We start from the raw sequence: 25,830 nt of genomic DNA on the forward strand, positions 1-25,830 counted from the left end.
CGGTGCGGGGTCCACCCCGCACCGGGCCGGTTCCAGTCGAGGAGTACACGAGATGGGACTGACCGCGAAGATCCGCACGCGGGACGGGTGGGCCGTGTCGCACGCGGTCGTCACGGTGACGGACATGACGGGCGGCCAGGTGCTGCGCGCCGAGGCCGACGCGGAGGGGGCCGTGCGGGACGCGACCGAACTCGCCCCCGGGGCCTACACGGTGATCGTCACCGCCGTCGGGTACGCGCCCGCGGCCTCCAGCGCGATCGTCACGGCGAGCGGAAGGGCGGAGGTCGGGACCGTGACCCTGGCCCGGCAGGGCGGCTCGGAGCTGCCCCCGCCCGGCCCCTGGACCGTCGACCCGGCACACTCCGCCGTCGGGGCGGTCGCCCAGCACCTGGGCATCTCCAGCGTGCACGGCAGGTTCACGGAGTTCGCGGCGGCCGTCGAGGTCGCCCCGGACGACGTCACGAAGTCCCGGGTCGAGGCCGTGATCCGGGCGGCCTCCATCGACACCGGCAACGCCGTGCGCGACGCCCATCTGCGCTCGGCGGACTTCCTGGACGTCGAGCGGTACCCGGAGATCGTCTACCGCTCGGGCGGACTGACCCCGGCCGGCCCCGACCGCTGGACGGTCCACGGCGAGCTGACCATGCGCGGCGTCGCCCGTCCCGTGGAACTGGACCTTGCCTACCTCGGCACGGGCTCCGACCCCTGGGGCGGCACCCGCGCCGCCTTCCGGGCGACCGCGCAGCTGCGGCGCGAGGACTTCGCCATGAACTACAACCAGGTCGTCCAGGCCGGCATCGCGGCCATCGGGACGACGCTGAAGGTGGAGCTGGACGTCCAGGCGGTCCGGGGGGACGCGCTACCGCCGCTCGAGGCTTAGCGACGGCCGGCCACAGCGCCGGCGAGAACGGGCAGCGGCAGAACGACGACGCCACGGGGATGCCTGCGGCCACGCCCCCGCACATGCCCACGGCCACAACCAAGGCGACGGCCCCGCACATGCCCACGGCCACAACCAAGGCGACGGCCGCAGGCGCCGTGACGGCACAGGCGACGGCACAGGCGACGCCGCAGGCGCAGGCACGGCAGGGTCAGCCGGATGGGACGTCCCGCGGCCTAGGCTGAGGGCATGGCACCGAACATCGCGACGAACACCAAGGTCTCCCTGGACGAGCTGCTGGACTTCGTCCGTCCCCGTCACCGGGCGATCCTGCTGACCCGGCGTGCCGACGGCAGCCCTCAGGCGTCGCCGCTGACCTGCGGGGTCGACGACTCGGGGCGCATCGTCGTCTCCACGTACCCCGAGCGTGCCAAGACGCGCAACGCCAAGCGGGACACGCGCGTAGGCGTCCTCGTGCTCAGCGACGACTGGAACGGGCCGTGGGTCCAGATCGACGGCGCCGCCGAGGTGGTCGACGCCCCCGAATCCGTCGAGCCGCTCGTGGAGTACTACCGCAACATCGCCGGCGAGCACCCCGACTGGGACGAGTACCGGCAGGCCATGCGGAAGCAGGGCAAGTCGATCATCCGGATCACGCCGGAGCGTTGGGGCCCGGTGGCCACCGGCGGTTTCCCGGCACGCCTGGTCGCCGGCGCCGACGAGTAGGCCCCACCCCGGCCGGGGGGCCGCCGCGTGCGGTCCGTCAGCAACGGTCCGTCAGCCGCGGTCGGCCATCGCCTCGATGCCCGCGATCAGCAGGTCCAGAGCGAAGTCGAAGTCGCGCTCCCACATCTCCTGCACCGTGTCGCCGCCGCGGGCCGCCATGATGTCTCCGGCCTCCTTGACCACGTCGGCGGCCGGGGGGACCTGGCGGACCTCGCTCATCGCGTGGCGGAAGTAGTCGTCCGGGGCCATGCCGACGGCCGTGCAGCGGGCGCGGAAGTGGCCCTCGATGGTGCCGAAGCCGTACACGAACTGGAACACGGCGGCGACGGCCGCCCCGAGGCCGCGCGTCGGGACGCCGGTGCGGCGTACCACGCGCTGGACGACCCGCGTGAAGGCGAGGTGGTCGGGCCCGACATTGAGGAACGTGCCGGCCAGCGGCGACAGCCAGGGATGCCGGACCAGCAGGTCGCGGTAGGCCCGGGCGAGCGCGCGCAGCTGGTCGCGCCAGTCCACGTCCTCGTCCGCCGGATCGGGCAGCAGGTCCGCCAACTCGCCGAAGGCGGCGTCGAGGGCGAGTTCGAGCAGGTCGTCCTTGGTGTCGACGTACCAGTAGACGGACATCGCCGTCACGTTCAGCTCGGCCGCCAGCCGTCGCATGGAGAACCCGGCCAGCCCCTCGGCGTCCAGCAGCCGCACGGCGGCCCCGGTGATCCGGTCCCGGTCGAGCCCGGAGGGCTGGCCCCCGCCGCGTCCGCGGCGACGCGCCTTTCCTTCCAGCCACACGCTGGTGTGTGCGGCGGGGTCCTTGGCGGTCTCGGCCATCGCGCGGCACCTTCCTGAACTCCCGGTCACTGAGGACGATGCTAAGCGGCGGCCGGCGCTCCGCAGGGGCCCCACCGGGCTGCGGCCCCACCGTCCCGGAGGACGACGACAGGGCGGTGGCAAGCGAAAGCGAGCCACCGCCCTGTCGGAGGAAACCCGCGACTTCGAGTCCGTCCTCGGGACCCTCGTCAGCCGCTCGCCTTCTGGGTCAGGTCGTAGAAGGTGGACGAACCGACCGTCACCTTCTTGAAGTTGGCCTCGACCCAGGAGGTGATCTGCGAGGACGTGCCGCTGCTGCTGCCGCCGCCCATGCCGCCGCCGGACCCGCTGCTGATGAAGTAGTGGACCTCCCCGTCGGCCACGTACTGCTTGAACTGCGCCAGCGTCGGGGACGGGTCGGTGCCGTTGAAGCCGCCGATCGCCATCACCGCGTCGCCCGTGGCGAGCTGGTAGCTCGCGGCGTTCTGGGCGCCGATCGCCGCCGCGGCCCACGTGTACTTCCCCGAGTCGGCCTCCAGGAGCTTCTTGGCCTCGGCGGAGACGCTCGCGCCGTTCAGCAGGCCGCCGACGCCACCGCCGCCGCCCATGCCGCCGCCGTCACCGGTCTGTCCGCCGGGCATGCCGCCCTGTTGGTTCTGACCCTGCCCCTGCGTACCGCCGTTGCCGTTCTGGGTGGTGCCGTTGCCGTTCTGCCGGCTCTGGCCCGGCATGCCGCCACCGGGGAAGCCGCCCGTGCCGCCGCCCTGCTGGTTCTGGCCCTGGTTCTGGCCTTGGCCCTGGTTCTGCGTGGTGCCGTTGCCGGTGCCGTTCTGCCGGCTCTGGCCGCCGGGGCCGCCGCCGAAGCCGCCCCGGCCACCACCCCCCGGACCGCCGCCCATCATGCTCGCGCCGGCCGGACCGGCGGTGACGATGGAGCCGGTGTGGCCCTCTTGCAGCGTGCTGAGGGTGTACGCCGTCGGTCCGGCCAGCGCGGCCACGAGGCCGACGGAGGCCGCCGCCAGAGCGAGCTGCCGGTTGATCCGGCCCGCGAAGACCAGGCCGAGCGCGGCGGTCAGCCCGCCGAGCAGCACCAGCCACTTCAGCCAGGGCAGGTAGTCGGGGGTGCGGTTGAGCAGCACGTAGCTCCAGGCCGCCGCCGCCACGACCGAGGCCGCGAGGGTGAGCGAGGCCCAGATCTCGGACCGCTTCTCCCACAGGACGCCGGCGCCCATGCCGATCACGGCCGCCATGTAGGGGGCGAGGGCCACCGTGTAGTACTGGTGGAAGATGCCCGCCATGTAACTGAAGACGGCCGTCGTGATCAGCAGGGAGCCGCCCCAGACCAGGAACAGGCCTCGGGTCGTCGACGTCCGCTTCAGCTTCCGGGTCGCCGCCAGGCCGCCGACGAGCAGGACCAGCGCGGCCGGCAGCAGCCAGGAGATCTGGCCGCCGATCTCGGAGTTGAACATCCGGTCCCAGCCGGTCTCGCCCCACTGCCCGGTGTTCCCGCCGCCACCGCCGCCGCCGACGCTGCCGGTCTCCTCGCCGTTGAGGCGGCCGAGACCGTTGTAGCCGAAGGTCAGCTCCAGGAAGGAGTTGTTCTGCGAGCCTCCGATGTACGGGCGGGAGGAGGCCGGCCACAGCTCGACGATCGCGACCCACCAGCCGCCTGACACGATCACCGCGCCCGTGGCGACGGCCAGTTGGCCCAGCCGTTTCCTCACCGGCACCGGCGCGCACACCGCGTGGACGAGCGCGAGGGGCGGCAGGATCAGGAACGCCTGCAGGGTCTTGGCGAGGAACGCGAAGCCGATCGCCACCCCGGCCCACACCAGCCACTTCGTCCGGCCGTCCTCGACCGCGCGGGCCGTGAAGTAGCAGGCCACGGCCATCAGGAGGGCCAGCATCGCGTCCGGGTTGTTGAACCGGAACATGAGCGCGGCGACGGGGGTCAGAGCCAGCACCGCGCCGGCGATCAGACCGGCCGCGGGGCTGAACCGGCGACGCACGGAGGCGTAGACGACGGCGACCGTGCCGACGCCCATCAGCACCTCGGGCGCGAGGATCGCCCACGAGTTCAGGCCGAAGATCCGCACCGACAGCGCCATCGGCCACAGGGAGGCCGGGGGCTTGTCGACGGTGATCGCGTTGCCCGCGTCCAGCGAGCCGAAGAACATGGCCTTCCAGCTCTGACTGCCCGCCTGGACGGCCGCCGAGTAGAAGGAGTTGGCGTAGCCGGAGGCGCTCAGGTCGTAGAGGTAGAGGAGGAGCGTGGCGGCCAGCAGGCCGAGGAACGCCGGGCGGGCCCAGCGCGGGTCCTCGGGACGGCCTCGCCACAGTCTGCGGTGCAGGGGCTGCTTCGGCTCACCCGATTCGGGGACCGGGACGACGGCTTCGCGCACGGCCGCCGGGGAGCTCTCGGACGGCGCGCCCCAGAGCGCCGACGGCTGATCGAGACGGGTGGTCATCGGGCGTCCCCCTGCTCGGTGTCGCCGGGGCGCACCGGCTGCATCCGCAGGGTGGCGTCCCTCCAGGTGCCGTCCGCGGCTTCGCCGGCGCGGGGGTGGGGCGTGGTCGGGGCGCTGCCGTGGGGACGGGCAACCGGCGGCTGCGTCGGGCCCGAGCGCTGGGGCAGCGGCCCGAAGAGGCCGCCGCCCTGCGCGGACATGGCCGTCCGGTACGTCGTCGGCGTGGTCGGCGTGGTCGGCGAGTACCTCGTCGGGCCCCCGTCCACGGTCGCGTGCGCGGTCGTGTGCGCGGTCGTGTGCGTCGTCGGGCCCGCGTGCGGGGTCGGGTACGTCGCTGCGGACGGGCCCGTGGGAGCGGCGGGGGTCTCGGCGGGGGCGGTGGCCCCGGTCGTCGTCGCCGGGTCGTCACCGTCGCGCCGGTCGGAGAACACCCACACGCGGAAGAGGAGGAAGCGCAGCACCGTCGCCGCGAGGTTGGCGGCGACGAGGACCGCCAGCTCGGTGGCGTGCGCGGGGTCGGAGGTCGCCGCGTTCAGAGCGACGAGCGAGCCGCTGGTCAGCGCCAGGCCGATGCCGAAGACCACCAGGCCCTGCGCCTGGTGTTTGACGGCCCCGCCGCGCCCGCGCACTCCGAAGGTGAGACGCCGGTTGGCGGCGGTGTTGGCGACCGCGGACACCAGCAGGGCGAGCGCGTTGGCGACCTGCGAGCCGCCGAACTGGCGGAAACCGCTGTAGAGAACGAGGTAGAAGAGGGTGGACAGACCGCCGACGACGCAGAACCCGACCAGCTGACGGGCCAGGCCCCCCGGCACGTCCTGGATGTCGCGGTCGCGCGGGTCGTCGCCGAACGGACGGCGGAGCCGGTCGAGGGACAGCGAACCGGTGGCCAGGGCCTTGCCCACGCGCCACACCCCTTTCAGGTCGTCGGTCGCCGTCTTCACGATGTGCACCGTGGAGTCCGGGTCGTCGACCCAGTCGACCGGCACCTCGTGGATACGGAGGCCGGCGCGCTCGGCGAGCACCAGCATCTCAGTGTCGAAGAACCAGCCGGTGTCTTCCACCAGGGGGAGCAGAATCTGTGCGACGTCACGCCGGATCGCCTTGAACCCGCACTGCGCGTCCGAGAAGCGGGCCTGCAGCGAGCCGCGCAGGATCAGGTTGTAGGCGCGGCTGATGAACTCCCGCTTCGGCCCGCGCACCACGCGGGAGTCATGGGCGAGCCGGGAGCCGATCGCCAGGTCGGAATGGCCGGAGATCAGCGGCGCCACCAGCGGCAGCAGCGCGTTGAGGTCGGTGGACAGGTCCACGTCCATGTACGCGAGGATCGGGGCGTCCGAGGCGGACCAGACGGTCCGCAGGGCCCGGCCGCGGCCCTTCTGCTCGAGCCGGAAGTTCCGCACCTCCGGGATCCGCGCCGCCAGCCGGCGCGCCACCGAAGGGGTCGTGTCGGTCGACGCGTTGTCCGCGATCGTGATGCGGAAGGAGTAGGGGAACGTACGCGTCAGGTGGTCGTGCAGTCTCTGGACGCAGGGCTGGAGGTCCTTCTCCTCGTTGAAGACGGGGATCACTACGTCCAGGACAGGCGTACCGGCTGTGGCGGCCGGGAGGTGCTCCCGCGCCGGCAGCGTGCCGGGAGAAGAGTCGGTTCGCATGTCGTCGACTTTCGTCAGGCGCCCTGTTGCACCCATGTGGTGGCACTGTGCTCGACCTGTGAGTCGAGTTGCCAGTTCGTTTCGGGGGCGGGCTTGGGCAGGGCCGGGCCGAGCGCGGGCAGATGCACGGTGAACACGGTCTGTCCGGGGACGCTGTCGACGGTCACCGCGCCGCCGTGCGCGGCCGCGACGGCCTGGACGATGGCGAGGCCGAGGCCGGTCGAGCCGGACACGCGGGAGCGCGAGGAGTCGCCGCGCGCGAACCGTTCGAAGACGTGCGGCAGCAGGTCGGACGGGATGCCCTGCCCGTCGTCCTGGACGTCCACGCACAGCCACGGCCCGCGGCGCTGCACGCGCGCGGTGACGGTGGTGCCGGGCGGGGTGTGCGTCCGGGCGTTGGCGAGCAGGTTGACGAGAACCTGCTGAAGCCGTGCCGAGTCGGCGGAGACCAGGGCGGGCTCCTCGGGCAGTTCGAGGCGCCACACGTGCTCGCTGCCGGCGACGCGGGCGTCGCTGACGGTGTCGATGACCAGCGGGACGAGGTCGGTCTGCTCGAACTGCAGGGGACGGCCCGCGTCGAGCCGGGCGAGCAGGAGCAGATCCTCGACGAGGAAGGTCATCCGTCCGGCCTCGGACTCGATACGGCCCAGCGCGTGCTTGGTGTCGGGCCCGACCTCCTCGCGTCCGCGCCTGGTCAGCTCGGCGTAGCCGCGGATGGATGCGAGGGGTGTCCGCAGCTCGTGACTGGCGTCCGCGACGAACTGGCGGACCCGCATCTCGCTCTCCTGGCGGGCGTGCAGCGCGCCGTGGACGTGGTTCAGCATCCGGTTGAGGGCCGCGCCCACCTGCCCGACCTCGGTGTGCGGATCGGTCTCGGACTCCGGCACCCGCTCGCTGAGGTTGACCTCGCCGGTGTGCAGGGGGAGTTCGGAGACCCGGGTGGCGGTGGCGGCGACCTTGCGCAGGGGGCGGGTGGCGACGTTGACCATGACGATGCCCGCGAGACCGGCGGCGAGGAGACCGGCGACGGTGAGGCTGATCTCGACGATGATCAGGGTGTTGATGGTGTTGTCGACGTCGGAGGTGGGGAGGCCGACGTAGTAGTCGCCGTTGTTGCCGTGGATGTACTGGACCCGGTAGGTGCCGAGGCCGGAGATGTCGACGGTGTGCTGTTTCTGGTCCTGGGCGACCCCGCCGAGCGTCTTGGTCTGGGACTCGGTGAGGGCCTCGGGGGTCATGTCCGCATAGCCGGCGGCGTTCTTCGTCTTGTCGCCGACCTTGGCGCCGGTGATCGAGCCGTTGACCACCGTGGCCGCCAGGGCCTTCTGCGGCCCGGGGCCATGGGTGACGAACTCGTCGATGCCGGACGTCTTCTGTATGGGCGGGGTGCTGCTGTCGGAGCCGCTGCCGGAGCTGTTGCCGTTCGTGGCACCGCCCCGGCCGCCGGGGCCTCCAGCCCGCCCGCCGGAGACGCCCATGGCGGCCTCCTTCAGGGAGCCGTCCAGCTGGTTGTAGAGATGGTCCCGCAGCACCAGGGTGGTCACCGTGCCGATCACCGCGCAGACGACGGCGATCAGGGTCACGGACACGACGACGAGCCGGGTCCGCAGGGTGCGCGGCTTTCCCGCTCGTCTCATCTGCGGACGCGGTCGTCGTCGTCCGCTCATGACGCTGCGGGCTTGATCAGGTAGCCGGCCCCACGCCGGGTGTGGATCATCGGCTCGCGGCCGGCGTCTATCTTGCGCCGCAGGTAGGAGATGTACAGCTCGACGACGTTGGCCTGACCGCCGAAGTCGTACGACCACACCCGGTCCAGGATCTGCGCCTTGCTGAGCACGCGCCGCGGGTTGCGCATCAGGAAGCGCAGCAGCTCGAACTCGGTGGCGGTGAGGTGGATGTTGGCGCCGCCCCGCGAGACCTCGTGGCTGTCCTCGTCGAGGGTCAGGTCGCCGACGACGAGTACGGAGTCCGAGCGCCGGTCGGCGGCCCCGGAGCGCCGGATGAGCCCGCGCAGCCGGGCCACGACCTCTTCGAGGCTGAACGGCTTGGTGACGTAGTCGTCGCCGCCGGCGGTGAGTCCGGCGATACGGTCCTCGACGGCGTCCTTGGCCGTCAGGAACAGCACCGGGACGTCCGGCAGGTCACGCCGCAGCCGCCCCAGGACCGTCAGCCCGTCCATGTCCGGCAGCATCATGTCCAGGACGACGGCGTCGGGCCTGAACTCACGGGCGGTCTGGATCGCGCCCGTGCCGTCACCGGCACTCCGGATCTGCCATCCCTCGTAGCGCAGGGCCATGGAGAGCAGTTCGGTGATCGACAGCTCGTCGTCCACCACAAGCACGCGGACGGGGCTCCCGTCCGGCCTCAGCAGTTCGGTGCGCCCCTGGGGCGAGGTCGTGGTCATGGTGAACACCCTGTCGGGGCCCGCTGAGAGCACTCTTTCACTTGTCTGTGATTTGCCTGAGAAACGCACAGGCGTCTCTCAGGCAACGGTTGGGAAGCGCTTGCTCGACTCTCGCCCGGCGGCGCGGATCACCCATGAAAGCCCTGGTGCACGGCGTCCCAACGCGACGTCGGAGCCAGGTTCTCCGGAGATCTCGCGGGCCGCGAGAGGGGAGCCGAGCTGTGATCCGCCTGGGCGGCGCACAGGAAACGCGGGGCACAGGAAACGCGGGGCACAGGAGACGCACGCGGCCCGCATGTGCCGGCAGGGAGACGGGATCGCCGCCTCGAGTCCGACGTCCGCCGGAAGCACGGCTGCCGGACGCACGCCCGTCGGACGCACGCCTTGCAGAAACATGGACGCCGGGCGCACGGCTGTCAGAACAGGCCGTCCTGCCGATGCTCCGCCACCCTGAACTGCCGCAGCGGGAAGCTCAGTTCGCCGTCTTCAGCGGGAACCAGCCGCCACCCCCGCATCAACCGCGTGTCGAGTACGACCACCCCTCGCCGACCGGCGGGACGAGCGCCGACATCGGAAGCGGGGCCGGTGACCGAAGGGAGGCCGGTGAACGGAGGAGGGCCGGCGGTCGACGGAAGACCGGTGCCACCGGCGACCGAAGGAAGGCCGGTGACCGAAGGCAGGCCGGCGACCGAAGGCAGTTCGGTGGCCAGATGCAGGTCGGGGCCGGCGGCCGCCACCAGCTCGCCGCTCACCGACCCGCCGGGCACGAGTTCGCTCACCTCGCCGAGCGCGGCCGGAGCCCCGGCGAGCCCGAAGGCCCGTACATGATCGACCGGTTGGAACGGCTCGTGCTCCAACGACTCGGGCCAGCCGCTCAGTCGCACGGCCCGGTCGTACACCTCGCGCAGCTCGCCCGCTCGTTCCTCCTCCCCCGGCGGCAGCGTGGACCGCACCGCCCGCTTGACGGCGTACGGAACGCGGTCCGGCACGCGAAGCGCGGCCCGCAACAGTTCCTCGGTGCGGCGGGCGGCCATCAGCGGACCGACCCCGAGCCAGCTGAAGCAGACCGCGCCCTGCTCCAGCAGTCGCACGGGCCCCCGCTCGGCCGCCGTGATCCCCACCTTGACGAGCCCGGGCCCGAACCAGGCGAGGTACACCCGGTACGGGCGGGGGTCGTCTGCGATCCCGTCGGCCGCGACGGAGTGCGCCCGGTCCAGTCGCGCGCACTCCTCGCACCGGGCTCCCGTGCTCCTCCCCGGCACGGCCGCCCGCACCGGACACGGGTGCCCCCGAGCCCCGGCGCACTGCCGCACACTGTCGGCGACCACACCGAACGAGACCCGCTTGCCCCAGGTCAGCGGGCTAGGACGGGCTCCGTCCCACATCAGCGCGGGACCCTCCGCCGACGACCACCGCAGCCCCGCGCACTTCCATGCCTGTGCCATCACCCGCAACGGTAGGCCCCGGCGCCGACAACGCGGTGACGGTCGCGCGTCCCCGGCCGGCCAGCCGGCACCCTACGCACCCCGGATGACCGTCCCGGGCCCAGGGGTCCCGCACCCGCATCCCCCATTCCGACCGTGGGCGCACTCCTGGCGGCTTGCCCCACCCTGCGAGGTGCAGACCCCACGTGACCAGCGCGCTCAACCCCAGGACGACGCCGCCGCCGACCATCGCGAGCACCGAGCCGACACACACGCCGACGCCCATCGCGGAGCCACCGACGGCCACGATGGCCACGCCGGTCCATCCCGCGATCGTGTGCCCTTCGTCGTATCCATGCCCGGCCATGAATCCCTCACGATCTAAGAAGTTCAGATTGAAAACCTCTTACAAGGTAAGACAAACGGAAAGCAGATAACAAGGACCCAGCACGAACCCACCACCCAGCCGTCAGCCGTCAGCCGTCAGCCGTCAGCGGCCAGTGGCCAGCCCCCATGACGCGGTGCGGCCCACGCACCCGAAACGCCCCGGAGAGGAACCGGCCCCGCGATGACACCCGAGCCGCCGCCTCCGTCCCCACACCCCTCCCCGCATCCGCACCCGCGCTCATCCCCCCGCCCCGCCGCCACCCCCGCCCAAGCGCTCTCCGCGATGGACGACCTCATCGCGGCCAGCATGATCGGGCAGCAGGAGATGGCCCAGCGCCTGGGCCTGAACGTCACGGACCTGACCTGCTTCGGCTACGTCCTCCAGGCCGGCGAGGATCTCCTCACGGCCGGTGACCTCGCGGCTCGCGTCCAGGTCACGACGGGCGCGGTGACCGGCATCCTCAACCGTCTGGAACGCGCCGGCTACGTCACCCGCCGTTCCGACCCCCAGGACCGGCGCCGGGTCCGCGTGGCAGCCGTCCCCTCGGCGGTGGCCAGGGCCTACGCCCTCTACGAGCCGCACTACGTCCGTCTGAACGCCCTCTTCGCCGACTACTCGCCGGAGGAGATCGCCGTCCTGACGGACTGGTTCACCCGCGCGACCGCCCTCGCCAACTCCTATCGCGAGGAACTGCGCCTCCGGCACGACCCGGGCGAGTGACCCCCGCCGCCGCACATATCCGCCTTCCCTCACCGCTCCCCTTACTCAATAATGCGAGTAGTCCTATCCTTGAGTATCCTGCGGAGGGACCGACGAGGAGGGGGCCTGCTTCGATGGCCTTGCGACATGCCGTGCTGGCGGCGCTGCTGGACGGCGAATACAGCGGGTACCAACTGGCGAAGGCGTTCGACGTCGGCGTGGCGAACTTCTGGCACGCCCTGCCCCAGCAGCTGTACGCCGAACTGGCCAAGCTGGAGAAGGAAGGTCTGGTCACGGGGCGGCAGGTGATCCAGGAGACCCGGCCCAACAAACGGTTGTTCCACGTCACGGACGCCGGCCGCGCCGAGCTCGAGGAGTTCGCCGCGGCCGTGGCGAAGCCCTCGTTCATCCGCGACGATCTGCTGGTCAAGGTCCAGGTCGCCGACCGCATCGGCACCGCCTCGGTGATCGAACAGCTCGAAGAGCGGGCGTCCGCGGCCGAGGCCAAGATCGAGCTGCTCGGCAGGCTGCTGCGACAACTGCGCGGCGACGCGGACGAAGACGACTTCCTTCGCCGGGGCGAGCGGATCGGACCGTACCTGACCTGTCTGCGCGGCCTCGACTTCGAGCAGGGCCACCGGGACTGGTGCCTGCGGATCGCGGCCGTCCTGCGGGAAAGGCGGACGACGCATGCCGAGCGGTGACTACGTGCGCTACGTGGCCCTGGGCGACAGTCAGACCGAAGGGCTGGGCGACGGAGACGACGCCGTCGGCCTGCGCGGCTTCGCCGACCGGCTCGCCGAGCACCTCGCAGCCGTCAACCCCGGTCTCCGGTACGCCAATCTGGCCGTACGAGGACGCACCGCCGGCCAGGTACGCGCCGAACAGCTGGGGCCCGCCCTGGCCCTGCGCCCCGACCTGGCCACCGTCGTCGCCGGCGTCAACGACCTGCTCCGGCCCCGGTACGACGCCGCGGAGGTGGCGGGACACCTGGAGGACATGTTCGCCGCGCTCACGGACGCCGGAACCCACGTGGTGACGCTGACCTTCCCCGACGTCGGAAAGATCGTGCCGCTGGCCCGGCCCGTCAGGTCCCGGGTGTTCGACCTCAACACCCGTATCCGCGCCGCGGCCGCCCGGCACGGGGTCACGGTCGCCGAAACCGGCCGACATGCCGTCACCACCGACCCGCGGATGTGGACCGCGGACCGCCTCCACGCCAGCCCCCTCGGCCACGAACGGATCGCCGCGGCCCTAGCCCGGGCCATCCAGCTGCCCGGAGCCGACGACGCCTGGACCCTCCCCCTCCCGCCGCAGCGGGTCCCCTCGCGCCGGCAGGCCGCAGAAGCCGAACTGCGCTGGGCGGCCGCATACCTCGGACCCTGGCTCGGACGCCGTCTGCGCGGCCGGTCCTCCGGCGACGGCCGCACCGCCAGACGCCCTCAGCTCATGCCCGTCGGTCCCCCGCCCGGCCCCGCCGCGAACACCGCGGGACGGGAGTCTCCGTAGCGACGCCGTCGCCCGGGCGGGCAATTCCCTTCCCGCTTTCGCCGCTGATTCGAGACGGCTCGTTCCGCTCCCGGCCGGACTCTGCCGCTACTGGCGGTGCCGGCGCGTGCTCTGTCGCGGTGGCAGGGTCAGGGTGATCTGGCGGACGAGCTGCTGAAAGCAGGCGAGGGACGCCAGAGCGGGCAGGGAAGCCCCGGCGATTCCGGTGAAGGTTCGGTCCGCCTGCGCGATGCACAGCATTATCGCCACGGAGGAGAAGAGCAGAACGATGAACCACGAATGGACGGCTCGGCGCTGGTGCAGAGCGGTCCGGAGGATGGAGAGAGAGGCCACCATCCAGGGGCCGTACACGAGAAGAGGCCACGACGGGACCATTCCGTGGTCCGCTCCGGACGTGATGTTCTGCAGAGGCCTGTAGGCCACCATGCCGCCGAAGACACTGACCATCGCCACGATGACGGCAACGAGTGCCACGATCACGAAACTGCCGGTCCGCAGCCACTTGAGCCGGAGTTTTCGACCTGAGATCTTGCGATGACCGGCAGAAGACCTTCGCGGTGGCGGCAGCTGGGAGGTGATCTGCGCGAGGCTCTCCAACGGGTCGATGAAGTCGCCGCCGGGCGTGGGCTCGCCCCGAGGCGGCGGCACCCTGGCCGTCTGCTCCGCCGTGACGGCCTCCTGCATGAGGTAGGCGAGTTCTTCCACCGGATCCCAGCCCGTGTCGGCTGCCGCGGCCAGGGGATCCCCCGCGTGCATGCTCTCGGACGGTCCGCCGTTCCATCCTGCGCCCGCCCCGTAGGCGTACGCGTCGGAATAACGATCACGCCGCCCGAAGACAGGTTCCTCGTAGTCAGGATTCACAGGAATGCGCCCGTCGGGCGTGGTCCACGTCACGGCCGGCCGAAGCGTTCCTGGCCGTTCCACCGCGAATCGAGTTCCTTCTGGATTTCCTCCAGCAAGGCAAGGAACTCGCGGAGCAGCGACTCAGCGGCCTGAGGTTCGACCCACACGGCGTCTTCGAGCGCCGCGCCCTGCGCCGCACCCGACGCGAATTTCACACCGGGCGAAAACCCAATTTTCCCCATTGCCAGATCATGGCCCGCAGTCAGATCATCCGCCCTCACGTTGCGTTGAGGCAGACCCAGAGCCCTTGCTGTCGTCATATTCCGCTAACGGCGCCACACCTCCTCCAGATGCGCGGCAAATGAGTGACCGCGCCATAACGGAATTACTGGGGAGAACGGTTCGTCATTTATGTCATTCACGCAATCCGCACGTTATGGGCCGAGCGAATTTTCCTCTCAGACCCCCGATCAGAAATATGATTCGCCGCCACCGCCCCGACCCGGGGACGGCCCGGTCGCGGATCGCATGAACCGCCTCAGCCGAGGGAGGCGGCTCGCCACTGCGCGGTGACACAGCCCTCTTCCCTATGCCACCACTCCTTGGCCACGCCATGGTTGAGCAGCTTTGTTGTCGAGCCGCGCGGTGCCGTCCCCTTGGTCGACCGCCCACAGACTCTCCACCGACGCCGGGGGTCAGTCGCGTTCCGGCACACGTGCGCGTCACTCCTGCTCGCTGAGGGCGTGAACGCTCACACGATCACGGAACCCCTCGGGCACAGCACGATCAGACCGCGGTGCGGCGGGCGCGGAGCCGTTGGACGCCCTTCATGGCGTAGCCGACTGACATGAGCACATAGCCCGGGACACTGATCCAGAACCAGGATTCCGCCACCACGAGACCCAGTAGCCCGCCGCCGAAGAGCAGCAGGCCACCGACTGCGACCAGCAGGTCGAGACGGGCCTTGAAGCGCGCCACGGAGTCGAGTCCGCGCAGTCGGTGGCTGATGGGCACGAGGCCGAGGATCTGTAGGACGACCAGGCCGAGAAAGATCCAGGCGAACCAATGGGGTATGTCCACGGCGCGGACTGTATCGCCCGTCCGGGACCCTGGGGGCGAAGATCCAGAAGAGGCAGCACACCCTGTGTGCACTCGGCAGGACTCGAACCTGCAACCTTCTGATCCGTAGCTCAGCAGAGATCGGCCGTTGGAGGTCATACAGGCTGCGGCGAGGCCCGTGCGGGCCGGTGTCGGTCGCCGGCGGTTGCTGGGTTGCTGTACTTCGTTGCCGTACAGCAGGATCGGACGATGTCCCGAACAGTAGGCGCCCGCACCGCCGATCCGTGCCCTCGGTGCTTCCTCGAAGCGGCCCGTCCGGGCAAGCCGATGACTGTTGAGGGACGCGATGTGGTCGGCTACGTCTGCGATCACTGTGCGAACGCGTGGACTCGGCCGGTCGAGGATGACGTGGAGGTCTACGACACCGTCAGGGTAGACCTCGCCGACGCCACGCTCTACGGCACCGTCTGGCAGGTGGAAGCCGACCGCGTCCAGGTGCGCAGTACGGGCGGTGAACGGCTGCTGTGGGCCGAGCGCTGGAGAGTCATCGTCTACTGAAGTCTCCCCCTGCCCGTGCCCGACGGATCCGTGACCCTGTCGGTCACCGGGCCCGGCGGTGCCCGCGCGCGCACCGAATCACCGCTGCGCGCCGAAGCCACACGCACACTTCCAACTGTGTTGTCGCGCTAGAGGCCGCGAAGTGCCTCGTAGAAATTGCCGTAGGCGCTCCAGCAGATGACGCTGCCGTCGTCGTACAGGCTGCCCATGTACCAGTCGTCATCGTCAACAGGCTTCACGAGGCACAGGCTGTGGAACCCGAGAACGATCTCCGGGTGCAGGACCTCGTCAGGGGCTCCGGGGCGGGCTACCCACTTCACCGCCCGGTCTGGATCCAGGGCGACAGCCTCTTTGTCACCGGATACGTCACGGATCTGCTGGAGAGACCATCCAGGGGGGAGCTGTGCGTCTGCCATCCACGGAGGGTCTCACCCGCCAGATGTGAAGCACCGCGTCAGGAGTTCGATCCTGCGGCCCCCGGATCGCCCTCGACGTGCTGTCGGCGAAGCGTGGTCGTTCGCTCAAGGACGCCTGTGTCCAACGTCGATGTCAACTGGTGATGTCGGGTTGGACGGTCCGGTGGAGCGCGTTGAGGCTGGGCTGTTCACAGACGGCGGGAACGACGCCGTGGTGCGCATGCCGGGTAGGCGGTTCCCAGGGGTCGTGGTGCAAGGAGACTCCCTTTACGTCCTCCGCGGTGACGTGGCCGAGGCGGCGGAGGCATGCGAGCGAGGCGACCTGGATGATGCTGGGGAGTCTGCCGGCCTTCTTCTGGCGAACCTGGATGCGCTGCTGGCACGGTACGAGGCAGCGTTGGGCGAGCCAGCGGGCGCGGAGTGCACCCACTGGCGACCCTTACTGACCGCCATTGCATTGGGCGTGGCTATGGCACGGTGGGCCAGGCCTCGTCTTCACCACCCGGAACGGGACACCGATCGAGCCGCGCGACCTCAACCGTTCCTTCGCGGCCCTGTCCATACGGGCCGGCGTCCGCAAGGTCCGCTTTCACGACCTGCGGCACACCTGTGCGTCCCTCCTGATGAGCAGGGTGCCGACGCACGCATGATCATGGAAGTCCTCGGGCACAGCTCGATTCGCGTGACCACGGACATCTACACCTTCGTCCGGCTCGACTCGCAGCGCTCGGCGTTCGACCGGCTGGGTGATGCCCTGCGGGGTGACGGCAGTGAGCCGGGCGATGACGACGGCGCGGCCGGCGTCCCGGTGACTGTCTGATCGGCTCGCAAAGACGGTTGCCGTCAAACGCTGCCGTCAAGGCAAAAGCCAGAAGCCCTAAGGAGTGATCCTTAGGGCTTCTGGTCTGCTGTGCACTCGGCAGGATTCGAACCTGCAACCTTCTGATCCGTAGTCAGATGCTCTATCCGTTAAGCTACGAGTGCTTGTTATTCGGTTTTTCTGTCTTCGCTTCCCGGCCCTTCCGGCCCGCTCGCGGCGACAGGAAGAACATTACATGACAGCCGCCGACATGTGAAATCCGTTAGCCGCACCCCTTGTGACCTGCAGAAACGACCTGAACGGGCCCCGTGGGCGAGGTCGGGAACGACGAAGCCCCGGTCGCTTGGACCGGGGCTTCGGTGATCGAGCGGAGGCGGAGGGATTTGAACCCTCGATGGGATGTAAGTCCCAAACCGCATTAGCAGTGCGGCGCCATAGACCGGACTAGGCGACGCCTCCAGCACAACCGCTCGCGTGCGTGCGAGTGGTGCGTGCAGATGATGACACAGTCGAGGACCGCGTCACCAATCGACGTCCACGGTACTAGGCAGTCGGGCCGCAGGGCAAAGCACTTCCCCGGGCGCAACGTCACCGACCGCGTGGCGTTAGTCCCGGCATGTTCCAGGTCACCCCCCTTCGACGCCTCGTCGTCACCGCCCTTGCCGTCTGCACCGCCGTGATCGCCTCGTCGGCCGCGGGCCCCGTCAGCGCGTACGCCGCGCGTCCCGGGAGCGCCGGCACGACGGCGCCTGTCCCCGCCACCGCCGGCGGACGTGCCCCGCTGGCGCCGCCGCCGGTCCGGGGGGAGGACCGGACGAGCGGCGATCACCTCATGGTCACCGTCCGGCACACCGGCGGAGGGACGGACGGGACGTTCGAGGTGTACTGCCACCCCGACCGCGGCAGCCACCCGGACCCGGTCGGCGCCTGCGGGGCCGTGGACCGCAACACCCGGTGGGGCCGGGACGCCTTCGCGCCCGTACCGGGGGGCGAGCTCTGCACGATGCGATACGGCGGGCCGGCCACCGCCCATGTCACCGGCCGCTGGGCCGGACGTCCCGTCGACGCGACGTTCGACCGCAGCAACGGCTGCCAGATCGAGCGGTGGGACCGGTTCGTGCCGCTCCTCCCCGACCCGCGTCCGGCGTCGGCGGTCCCCGCTCGCTGACCGGAGGCGGCAGCCGCCCGTCGGGGACCGGCCCGGCGGGCGTGGCGGGCAGGACGGGCCCGGCGGACCATGACGGGCGTGGCGGACCATGACGGGCGTGGCGGGCGTGACGGAAGCACCGGTTCCGTAAAGGTCGCGCGGAGGTCCCGCGAAGTCGGGGCGGCGCCGGGAACGGGACTCGGAGCGGGCCGACGTGCGCAGGGACCGGTCAGGGCGGGGCAGGACATACGTTCTGGGTCACTTCGTCGTGCGAGCTCGCTCTCATCCGGCGTCATCGGCGGGACCCCAGCCCTTAGACTCCCTCGCGTGACACGCTGCGGACCGGTTGGCAATATGGCCCGAGCGGTCGGCAGAGTGCGGTAACAGGGAGGAAGCGACTCGTGAGCAGCAGGCCATCCCGAGGCGCTGCTCGCCTCGCAGCCATACTCGACGCGCTTCCCGACGCGTTGGTGCTGGTCAACGCCAACGGGACGGTCGTCAACGCGAACACCATCGCGCTCGAGGCGTTCGAGACGCCGGGTACGGCTCTGGTGGGGCGGGGGCTGCTCGATCTGCTGCCGCAGTTCGACTCCAAGCTCATCCCGGGGTCCATGCGGCGCCCCGACCACATGGACCCGCGCGGCCGGACCAAGCCCACCCGGATGACGGCCCGCCGCACCGACGGCACCGAGTTCCCGGTCGAGGTCACCAGCGCCAACCTGGAGAACGGCCAGCAGGCCTACGACGGCTACGGATACTCCTCCGCCTCCGACGAGCTGCTGATGCTCGTCGTGCGCGACCTCTCCGGCACCGTCGACACCGAGGCCGAGCTGGCGCGTTCGCAGCGGCAGACCGAGATGATCCTGCGGGCCGCGTCCGAGGGTGTCGTCGGCACGGACACCGACGGGCGGATCGTGCTCGTCAACCCGGCCGCCGCCCAGATACTGGGATACCGGGCCAGCGATCTCGGCGGCAAGGAACTGCACGACCTCGTGCTGCACTCGCGCGCCGACGGCTCGCCCTTCGCGTACGACGAGTCGCCGCTCGCCGACACCCTGCGCTCCGGGCGCAAGCACCGGGTGCGCGGACAGGTGCTGTGGTCCAAGAGCGGGGACAGGGTCGCGGTCGACCTGACGACGGCTCCCGTGCGGGACGGCGATCAGCTCGTCGGCGCCGTCATGACCTTCACCGACCGGCGGCCCTTCGACGCGCTCGCCGAGGAGAAGGACTCCGTCGAGAAGCGGCACGCGGCGGAGCTGGAGAAGCTCTCCGAGGAGCACGCCTCCGACCTCACCGCACTGCGCCAGCAGCACGTCGCCGAGCTCGAGGAGCTGCGCGACGTGCACGAGGAGGAGATCGCGGCCGGCGAGGAGCGCTACGCCGCACTCGGCGAGCGGGAGAAGGACCGGTACGAAGCGCTCGCCGGCCGGCACGAACAGCTGCTCACCCTGCTCGGCGGTTCCCTGCGCGGACCGCTGGACGAGCTGCGCCGGGAGCTGGCCGCGCTCGCCGCGGACGACGCCGGACAGCTCTGGCCGGAGGCCAACCAGGTACTGCACCACCTGTCCGCCGGCTATTCGCGGATCACCACGCTGATCGACAACGTGCTCGGATACCAGCGGCTCGACACCGGGGCGGAGACCGTCGTCCGGACGAAGGTGATGCTCGACGCGGTCGTCGCCGCGGGCGTCGAGGGCGCGGTGGAGCTCATCGGGCCCGGCCGGGTCCAGTTCGCCGTGCACGCGCCGCCCATCGAGGCCGAGGTCGACGTCCGGCTCCTCGCGACCGCGCTCGCGCATCTGGTCGCGGACGTCGCAGGCGTCGACGCCACCGGCAATGCGCCCGTCTCGGCGGGCGGTTACATGGACAACACGGTCGTGGTGGCGGCCGCCCAGCGCGGCGAGGTCGTGCGCATCGAGGTGCGCGGACCGTACGCCGGCGGCGACCCCGTGCACGAGCCGATCGTGCGGGGGATCGTCCGGGCCCATGGTGGCGTGCTGCAGACGCACGAGGTGCCGGGCATGAGCGGCAGCGCGTACGTGCTCGAGGTGCCGTTGGGCGGTGGGGCGGGGGCCGTCGCGGCTCCGCCGGCCGCCGCGCTGCCCGCCCTGCCGGTGGGCGACGGCTCCCAGCAGCACGACGGCCGGGGGGAGCAGGCCGCCGGTGGGCGGCGGCGGGCCCGGCGGTCCTCCGTGGACGCCTTCCTGGAGAGCGACGTCCCCGAGGCGGACGGCGTGGCCGACGCCGACGCGTCGGTTCCGACCGGACGCCGGCGCAGGCGCGGCGCCCCCGCCGTGGAGACGCCGGGCGAGTTGCCGCCGGCGGCGGCGACCGAGCCCGAGGGGCCTGAGGGATCCGGCGGCACCGGACGGCGGCGCGGGCGTTCCGCCGAGCTCGCCGTGGCGGGCGCCGACTCCGGGGTGAGCGAGGGCGCCGTCGTCATGGCCGCGGAGCACGCGTCGGGGACGGCGGCTTCGGGGACGGGACTCGGCGGCACCGTTCCGCCGCAGGGCGTACCGGCTCCGGACGGACGACGGGCCCTGCACGCACCCGACGCTCAGCAGCCGCAGAACGCCCTGCCGCCCGCGCTGCCGGCCCTCGCGGGCCCGTCGGCGGAGGCGGCCCCCGGGACCGCCGGCGCACAGACGACCGGCGCGGACACGGGTACGGGTGCGGGTACGGGCTCCCAGGGCGACGCCGACGCGGAGAGCGGACAGCCGACCGGGCGCCGCCGGCGTGCTCTGGCCGCCGCGAACGAGCGTGCCGCCGCGCAGGAGGCGGGGCCCCGCACGGTCTTCGCCCTGCCGCCGGCGGAAGCGGACCGGACGACGGACGTCGCCGGCAACGTTCCCGGCCCTGTTCCCGGCCCTGTTTCCGGCATGGATCCCGCTTCCGGCTCCGGTTCCCTCACTGCTCCCGCTATCGGGCCAGTCGCTGGTCCGGTTTCCGGCGGTCCCGTTTCCGGTGTTTCCGACGCCGGCCTCGCCGACGGTTCGGGCATGCCGCACGCGCTCGGACCGGCGCAGGTGCAGGCCCAGGCGCAGGGGCAGGCCCAGGTGCAGGCGCAAGGGCAGGGGCAAGGGCAGGCCCAGGTCCGGGGACAGGCGCAGCCGGCTGGTCCCGTCCCGGTCCCGGTACCGGGTGTGATGCAGGCCCCGGGCATGGTCCAGGCGCCCGGGCAGGCCCCGGTTCCGCCGCCGGTCGCGCAGGCCCCGGTTCCGGCGCAGGCCCAGGCGCCCGCGCCGGGTTCCGGTCCCTTCGGGGGCTCCGGCGCCGACCACGGACGTCACGACGCCGTCCCGCACGACCAGGCCGACGACCACACCCCGCCCCAGCCGCACCCCACCAGCGCGCCCACCGGCCGCCGGCGACGGGCCGTCGGCCAGCCCGCGGAAGCCGTCCCGGCCCAGCACCAGACCCCACCGCAGGCCCCACCGCAGCCCCAGGCGCAGGCGCAGGGTGTGCAGGCCGGTCCCGTCGCGCAGCCGGCGCCCGGGCAGGGGTTGCCGCTGCCCGCCGAAGCGCCTGCCACGGCGTCCCCGGCCGTGCCGGCCATGTCGACGCCCAGCACCGGCACACCGCTTCCGCCCGAAGCCGTCGCCGGACAGCCACGGGCGGCGCAGCCGCTGCCCGCCGAGGCCGCTGCGGCTGCCGCGGCCGCCGCGGCCGCGCCGATCGACCCCAACTCGACACAGGGGCGGGCCATCAGCGTGCGGACGCTGGGACAGGGTGTGCCCTTCACCCGGCAGGCCGCACAGGTACAGCAGGTCCAGCACGCCCACCAGGTTCAGGCGGCGGCGCAGCGCCTCCAGCCCGGTCTGCCGTCCCCCCAGCCGACCGCCACCCCCGCCCCGCACGCTCCGGGCGGGTCCGGGCGGCGCCGCAAGCTGGGGACTCCGCCCGACCCGGCGACGCGTCCGGAGCAGACGGCCCGGCCGCACCCGTCGGCCGAGCAGAGCGCCGTGCCGCAGCCCGGCGTGCCGCAGAGCGCCGTTCCGCAGCCCGGTCTGCCGCAGGCCGGTCTGCCGCAGGCCGTGGGGGCTCCGGCTCCGCATGCCGTCGCGGCGCCCGTGACCTCGCCTGCGCCCGCTCACGTCCCGTCGGCGCAGCCTTCACAGCAGCCCCAGTCGTCCCAGCAGCCGCAGCCGTCCCTCGCGGGTCAGTCGCGGCTCGTGGCCGGTGGGACGGGCACCGAGGGGGCCGGGCGGTCGTACGCCATAGGAGCGCCGGACGAGAACGCCGCGGAGGGACCCGAGCCTCTGGACGGGCCCGGCGGGGCCGTCGAGGTGGCGGATCCGCCGCGACCGCAGCCGCTGGACGACGAGTTGCCGCCGGAGCCGCTGGACAACCCCCGTCGGCTGCTGGTGTGGCCGGCTCCCGACGTCAGCACGCAGCAGGAGCTCAGCGACCGCGGCTACCGTCCGGTCGTCGTGCACTCGCGCGAGGAGGTCGACGCGCAGATCGCCGCGTTCCCCGCGGCGCTGTTCGTGGACCCGCTGACCGGGCCGATCACCCGCACCGCGCTGCAGTCGCTGCGGACCGCCGCCGTCGCCGCCGAGGTGCCGGTGCTGGTCACGGCCGGGCTCGGGCAGGCGACGCGCGAGGCGGCGTACGGCGCCGACCCCGCCGTCCTGCTGAAGGCGCTCGCGCCGCGCGACAGCGAGCAGCATCCGCCACGGGTGCTGCTCATCGAGGAGCACGCCGAGATCGCCCTCGCGCTGACCTCGACGCTGGAGCGGCGCGGAATGCAGGTGGCGCGCGCGGCGAGCGACGCGGACGCCGTCGCGCTCGCCGGACAGCTGCGGCCCAACCTGGTGGTGATGGACCTGATGCAGGTGCATCGCCGGCAGGCCGGGATCCTGGACTGGCTGCGGGCGAACGGTCAGCTCAACCGCACCCCGCTCGTCGTCTACACGGCGGCTGTCGACCAGGCGGACCTGCCGCGGCTGGCGTCGGGGGAGACGGTCCTCTTCCTCGCCGAGCGGTCGACCAGCCCGGAGGTGCAGAGCAGGATCGTGGACCTGCTGGCCCGGATCGGCACGAACTAGGACCGTTCCGGCCCGTCCTGTCGCCGACGCGGGGTGTGGCCGGCGGCGGCGCCGGCCCGGACGAACCCGGTCGTCCGCCCGTGAACACGCCTGTGACCCGCCGAGCCGCCGGACGGGCGGATCAGCGGGTCTTGGGCTGGGGCTATAAGGCGGGGGCGGGGGCGGGGGTCAGAGGCGGGTGACGTCCAGGTCGCCCTCGGCGTACTGCCTTCGGAGCACCTTCTTGTCGAACTTGCCGACGCTCGTCTTCGGGACGGCCTCGATGATCGTCCAGCGCTCGGGGAGCTGCCACTTGGCGATGCCGCCCTCGGCGGCGAGGAAGGCGCGCAGGGACGTGAAGTCGGCGGTGGAGCCCTCCTTGAGGACGACCGTGGCCAGCGGGCGCTCGCCCCACTTGTCGTCCGGGACGGCCACGACGGCGGCCTCGGTGACATCCGGGTGGGACATCAGCGCGTTCTCCAGGTCCACCGACGAGATCCACTCGCCGCCGGACTTGATGACGTCCTTCGCACGGTCGGTGAGGGTGAGGAAGCCGTCCGGGGAGATGGTGCCGACGTCACCCGTCTTGAGCCAGCCGTCCTCGCTGAACTTGTCGGCGGGGCGCAGGGGTTCGGCGTCGGGGCCGTTGTAGTAGGCGCCCGCGATCCAGGCGCCGCGCACCTCCAGCTCGCCCGCCGACTCACCGTCCCAGGGCAGGCGTTCGCCGCCGGGACCGGTGAGGCGGGCCTCGACGCCGGCCGGGAAGCGGCCCTGGGTGAGGCGGTAGCCGAACTCCTCGTCGGTGCCGACCGCGTGGGCCGGCGGACGGGCGATGGTGCCGAGCGGGGAGGTCTCCGTCATGCCCCAGGCGTGACAGACCCGCATGCCCAGCCCGTCGAAGGCGGTCATGAGGGACGGCGGGCAGGCCGAGCCGCCGATGGTGACCTGGGTGAGGCTGGAGACGTCCCGCGGCTTGGCGGTGAGCTCGGCCAGCAGGCCCTGCCAGATGGTGGGGACGGCGGCCGCGTGCGTCGGCTTCTCGCTCTCGATCATCTCGGCGAGCGGCGCGGGCTGCAGGAAGCGGTCCGGCATCAGCATGTTCACGCCGGTCATGAAGGTGGCGTGCGGCAGGCCCCAGGCGTTGACGTGGAACTGGGGGACGACGACGAGCGAGGTGTCCTGGTCGGTCAGGCCCATCGACTGGGCCATGTTGACCTGCATCGAGTGCAGGTAGATCGAACGGTGGCTGTAGACGACGCCCTTGGGGTCGCCCGTGGTGCCCGAGGTGTAGCACATGGAGGCGGCCTGGCGTTCGTCCAGCTCGGGCCAGTCGTAGACGGCCGGCTTGCCCGCGACGAGGTCCTCGTACTCGTGCACGCGCGCGTGGGAGCCGTCGAGGAGGGAGCGGTCGCCGGGTCCTGAGACGACGACGTGCTCGACCGTCCTGAGGTGCGGGAGCAGCGGGGCGAGCAGCGGCAGCAGCGACCCGTTGGCTATGACCACCCGGTCGGCGGCGTGGTTGACGATCCACACCAGCTGCTCGGGAGGCAGGCGCAGGTTGAGGGTGTGCAGCACGGCGCCCATGGCGGGGATCGCGAAGTAGGCCTCGACGTGCTCGGCGTTGTTCCACATGAGCGTGGCGACCCGGTCGTCGCCGGACACCCCGAGGTCGTCGCGCAGGGCGTGCGCCAGTTGGGCGGCGCGGTCGCCGATCTCGGCGAAGGAGCGGCGGTGCGGCTCGCCCTCGCCCGTCCAGGTGGTCACCTGTGACGAGCCGTGGATCGTGGCCCCGTGCGTCAGGATCCTCGAGATCAGCAGCGGTACGTCCTGCATGGTGCTCAGCACGGCGTCCTCCCAGGGCGGCGACATTGCCTACGCGGTGGTAACGGTTGTGCTGATTCTGCGCACATACCGCGCGGTATGTCACTAGGAGGCGATGATCGATCAGATCACGTTCAAGCCCTGGTCAAAACACCATGTCGGCCCGCTATCGCACAAGCCCCAGTTCAGGGTCCTCCCGCAGCTTGCCGAGCGCCCGCGACACGGCCGACTTCACGGTGCCCACCGAGACGCCGAGCACCTCGGCCGTCTGAGCCTCGCTGAGGTCCTCGTAGTACCTGAGGACCACCATCGCGCGCTGCCGCGCGGGCAGCTTCATGATCGCCTGCCACATCGCGTCGTGCAGCGCCTGCTGCTCGGCCGGGTCGTTGGCGCAGGTGACCGGCTCCGGCTCCGGCAGCTCGTCGCACATGAACTCGTCGACCTTGCGCTTGCGCCACTGCGACGTGCGCGTGTTCACCAGGGCACGGCGCACATAGCCGTCGAGCGCCCGGTGGTCCTCGATCCGCTCCCACGCGACGTACGTCTTGGCGAGCGCCGTCTGCAGCAGGTCCTCCGCGTCGTTCGGGTTCGCCGTCAGCGACCTGGCGGTGCGCAGCAGCACCGGCTGACGTGCTCTGACGTACGACGCGAAGGACGGATACGGTGCGGGCCGCGTCCTGCCGTTCGACGCGCTGGTGCAGACGAGTGTGGTCATGGCTCCCACGCTAGGTTCGCCTGCCCGGCGGGCGGATCGGCCGCAGGTCCCTAAGACGCGTCCCTCTCAGGTTGTAGGGGTGGTGCCTGCCCCACCTCCTACAGGTGGACGAGCCGTCGCCAGCCGTCAGGGATGACCCCGGGTGCCCGGCCGCCGCTCCCCGCCCGCTCTGCCGTGCGTCCCGGCGCCCTTGACCTCCCGGCCGTACGCCCCCGGGCCGACCTCGCAGGGTCCCGGCCGTACGCCCCCGGGCCGACCTCGCGGGGCCCCGGCCGGATGCCTCAGGCCGTGCCTTGGGCCTCCCCGCCGTCCACGCTCGGGCCGCCGGTGGGCCGCGCACCGGCCGGCACCGGGCTGTGGGTCGGCCTCGCACCGGCCCGCACCAGGCCGTGGGTCGGGAGCGGACGGGCCGGCACCAGACCGTGGGGCGGCCGCCCCGGGCCGTGCGTGGACCCTGGGCGTGCGTGCGCTCC

23 protein-coding genes, 2 tRNA genes and 1 pseudogene are annotated in these 25,830 nt (G+C 71.9%); 11 read left to right on the top strand and 15 right to left on the bottom strand.

Going from position 1 to position 25,830, the window contains the following annotated elements:
• Positions 1-52 precede the first annotated feature (52 nt).
• Together ACN6LD_RS21685 and ACN6LD_RS21690 are read left to right on the top strand one after the other, a co-directional pair.
• Positions 53-880 carry a YceI family protein gene (locus ACN6LD_RS21685; protein WP_445044039.1) on the top strand — a complete coding sequence of 276 codons (828 nt, stop codon included), beginning with the start codon at positions 53-55 and terminating at the stop codon, positions 878-880.
• A 249-nt stretch (positions 881-1,129) separates the two neighbouring features.
• Positions 1,130-1,606 (top strand): PPOX class F420-dependent oxidoreductase, encoded by a 477-nt coding sequence (locus tag ACN6LD_RS21690; protein ID WP_319192882.1) that lies wholly within the window; start codon positions 1,130-1,132, stop codon positions 1,604-1,606.
• A 51-nt stretch (positions 1,607-1,657) separates the two neighbouring features.
• Here ACN6LD_RS21690 and ACN6LD_RS21695 read toward each other — a convergent pair whose 3' ends face one another.
• The 7 genes from ACN6LD_RS21695 to ACN6LD_RS21725 all read right to left on the bottom strand — a co-directional run bounded on the left by ACN6LD_RS21695 (position 1,658) and on the right by ACN6LD_RS21725 (position 10,722).
• Positions 1,658-2,428 (bottom strand): TetR/AcrR family transcriptional regulator, encoded by a 771-nt coding sequence (locus ACN6LD_RS21695; protein ID WP_445044040.1) that lies wholly within the window; start codon positions 2,426-2,428, stop codon positions 1,658-1,660.
• A gap of 188 nt (positions 2,429-2,616) precedes the next feature.
• Positions 2,617-4,875, bottom strand: coding sequence for an ArnT family glycosyltransferase (locus ACN6LD_RS21700; protein ID WP_445044041.1), 2,259 nt, complete (start codon positions 4,873-4,875; stop codon positions 2,617-2,619).
• Positions 4,872-6,527, bottom strand: coding sequence for a glycosyltransferase (locus ACN6LD_RS21705; RefSeq protein WP_445044042.1), 1,656 nt, complete (start codon positions 6,525-6,527; stop codon positions 4,872-4,874). The genes ACN6LD_RS21700 and ACN6LD_RS21705 overlap by 4 nt, the downstream gene beginning before the upstream one ends.
• A 14-nt stretch (positions 6,528-6,541) precedes the next feature.
• Positions 6,542-8,194, bottom strand: coding sequence for a HAMP domain-containing sensor histidine kinase (locus ACN6LD_RS21710; RefSeq protein WP_319192890.1), 1,653 nt, complete (start codon positions 8,192-8,194; stop codon positions 6,542-6,544).
• Positions 8,191-8,931, bottom strand: a complete 741-nt coding sequence (locus ACN6LD_RS21715; protein WP_319192892.1) for a response regulator transcription factor — start codon at positions 8,929-8,931, stop codon at positions 8,191-8,193. The genes ACN6LD_RS21710 and ACN6LD_RS21715 overlap by 4 nt, the downstream gene beginning before the upstream one ends.
• 416 nt (positions 8,932-9,347) lie before the next feature.
• Positions 9,348-10,376 (bottom strand): DUF2797 domain-containing protein, encoded by a 1,029-nt coding sequence (locus ACN6LD_RS21720; protein WP_445044043.1) that lies wholly within the window; start codon positions 10,374-10,376, stop codon positions 9,348-9,350.
• Positions 10,294-10,722 (bottom strand): HGxxPAAW family protein, encoded by a 429-nt coding sequence (locus ACN6LD_RS21725; protein WP_319192895.1) that lies wholly within the window; start codon positions 10,720-10,722, stop codon positions 10,294-10,296. Before ACN6LD_RS21725 ends, ACN6LD_RS21720 begins: the two co-directional genes overlap by 83 nt.
• Positions 10,723-11,025: 303 nt before the next feature.
• Between ACN6LD_RS21725 and ACN6LD_RS21730 the strand changes: the two genes are divergently transcribed.
• The 3 genes from ACN6LD_RS21730 (at position 11,026) to ACN6LD_RS21740 (ending at position 12,951) form a co-directional block, all read left to right on the top strand.
• Positions 11,026-11,463: a MarR family winged helix-turn-helix transcriptional regulator gene (locus tag ACN6LD_RS21730; RefSeq protein WP_445044044.1), complete on the top strand. Its 438-nt coding sequence runs from the start codon at positions 11,026-11,028 to the stop codon at positions 11,461-11,463.
• A gap of 113 nt (positions 11,464-11,576) precedes the next feature.
• A complete protein-coding gene (locus ACN6LD_RS21735) occupies positions 11,577-12,146 on the top strand; it encodes a PadR family transcriptional regulator (protein WP_445044045.1) in 570 nt (189 codons plus the stop codon).
• Positions 12,133-12,951: an SGNH/GDSL hydrolase family protein gene (locus ACN6LD_RS21740; protein WP_319195880.1), complete on the top strand. Its 819-nt coding sequence runs from the start codon at positions 12,133-12,135 to the stop codon at positions 12,949-12,951. Before ACN6LD_RS21735 ends, ACN6LD_RS21740 begins: the two co-directional genes overlap by 14 nt.
• An 87-nt stretch (positions 12,952-13,038) precedes the next feature.
• Here ACN6LD_RS21740 and ACN6LD_RS21745 read toward each other — a convergent pair whose 3' ends face one another.
• The 3 genes from ACN6LD_RS21745 to ACN6LD_RS21755 form a co-directional block, all read right to left on the bottom strand.
• Positions 13,039-13,707: a DUF2637 domain-containing protein gene (locus ACN6LD_RS21745; RefSeq protein ID WP_319195878.1), complete on the bottom strand. Its 669-nt coding sequence runs from the start codon at positions 13,705-13,707 to the stop codon at positions 13,039-13,041.
• A gap of 134 nt (positions 13,708-13,841) precedes the next feature.
• Entirely contained in the window at positions 13,842-14,036 is a 195-nt protein-coding gene (locus ACN6LD_RS21750; RefSeq protein ID WP_319195877.1) for a hypothetical protein, read from the bottom strand.
• Between the two features lie 544 nt (positions 14,037-14,580).
• Positions 14,581-14,874 (bottom strand): hypothetical protein, encoded by a 294-nt coding sequence (locus ACN6LD_RS21755; RefSeq protein ID WP_445044046.1) that lies wholly within the window; start codon positions 14,872-14,874, stop codon positions 14,581-14,583.
• A 228-nt stretch (positions 14,875-15,102) separates the two neighbouring features.
• Here ACN6LD_RS21755 and ACN6LD_RS21760 point away from each other — a divergent pair, with 228 nt between their 5' ends.
• Positions 15,103-15,411, top strand: a complete 309-nt coding sequence (locus ACN6LD_RS21760) for a hypothetical protein (RefSeq protein WP_445044047.1) — start codon at positions 15,103-15,105, stop codon at positions 15,409-15,411.
• Between the two features lie 128 nt (positions 15,412-15,539).
• Here ACN6LD_RS21760 and ACN6LD_RS21765 read toward each other — a convergent pair whose 3' ends face one another.
• A complete protein-coding gene (locus ACN6LD_RS21765) occupies positions 15,540-15,827 on the bottom strand; it encodes a hypothetical protein (RefSeq protein WP_319195871.1) in 288 nt (95 codons plus the stop codon).
• Positions 15,828-16,047: 220 nt separating this feature from the next.
• Here ACN6LD_RS21765 and ACN6LD_RS21770 point away from each other — a divergent pair.
• The 3 genes and pseudogenes from ACN6LD_RS21770 to ACN6LD_RS21780 all read left to right on the top strand — a co-directional run.
• Positions 16,048-16,170, top strand: a pseudogene (locus tag ACN6LD_RS21770) (DUF6959 family protein); the annotation flags it as partial.
• A gap of 109 nt (positions 16,171-16,279) precedes the next feature.
• The gene (locus tag ACN6LD_RS21775) at positions 16,280-16,477 is read left to right on the top strand and encodes a tyrosine-type recombinase/integrase (RefSeq protein ID WP_445044068.1); all 198 of its coding nucleotides are present in this window, start codon (positions 16,280-16,282) and stop codon (positions 16,475-16,477) included.
• On the top strand, positions 16,474-16,647 hold the full coding sequence (locus tag ACN6LD_RS21780; protein WP_445044070.1) for a hypothetical protein: 174 nt from the start codon (positions 16,474-16,476) through the stop codon (positions 16,645-16,647). The genes ACN6LD_RS21775 and ACN6LD_RS21780 overlap by 4 nt, the downstream gene beginning before the upstream one ends.
• A gap of 91 nt (positions 16,648-16,738) precedes the next feature.
• On the opposite strand, the gene ACN6LD_RS21785 is transcribed toward ACN6LD_RS21780, so the two are convergent.
• Together ACN6LD_RS21785 and ACN6LD_RS21790 are read right to left on the bottom strand one after the other, a co-directional pair.
• Positions 16,739-16,811: transfer RNA gene (locus ACN6LD_RS21785), tRNA-Arg, on the bottom strand.
• A gap of 204 nt (positions 16,812-17,015) precedes the next feature.
• Positions 17,016-17,106: transfer RNA gene (locus ACN6LD_RS21790), tRNA-Ser, on the bottom strand.
• A gap of 157 nt (positions 17,107-17,263) precedes the next feature.
• Here ACN6LD_RS21790 and ACN6LD_RS21795 point away from each other — a divergent pair.
• Both ACN6LD_RS21795 and ACN6LD_RS21800 read left to right on the top strand, forming a co-directional pair.
• Positions 17,264-17,815, top strand: coding sequence for an SSI family serine proteinase inhibitor (locus ACN6LD_RS21795; protein ID WP_445044048.1), 552 nt, complete (start codon positions 17,264-17,266; stop codon positions 17,813-17,815).
• Between the two features lie 380 nt (positions 17,816-18,195).
• Positions 18,196-22,842, top strand: coding sequence for a PAS domain-containing protein (locus ACN6LD_RS21800; RefSeq protein WP_445044049.1), 4,647 nt, complete (start codon positions 18,196-18,198; stop codon positions 22,840-22,842).
• 168 nt (positions 22,843-23,010) lie between these two features.
• On the opposite strand, the gene ACN6LD_RS21805 is transcribed toward ACN6LD_RS21800, so the two are convergent.
• On the bottom strand, positions 23,011-24,690 hold the full coding sequence (locus ACN6LD_RS21805) for a long-chain fatty acid--CoA ligase (protein ID WP_319195671.1): 1,680 nt from the start codon (positions 24,688-24,690) through the stop codon (positions 23,011-23,013).
• 118 nt (positions 24,691-24,808) lie between these two features.
• The gene (locus ACN6LD_RS21810) at positions 24,809-25,357 is read right to left on the bottom strand and encodes a SigE family RNA polymerase sigma factor (RefSeq protein WP_319195670.1); all 549 of its coding nucleotides are present in this window, start codon (positions 25,355-25,357) and stop codon (positions 24,809-24,811) included.
• Between the last annotated feature and the right edge of the window lie 473 nt (positions 25,358-25,830).

Source organism: Streptomyces sp. SAS_272, assembly GCF_052543235.1.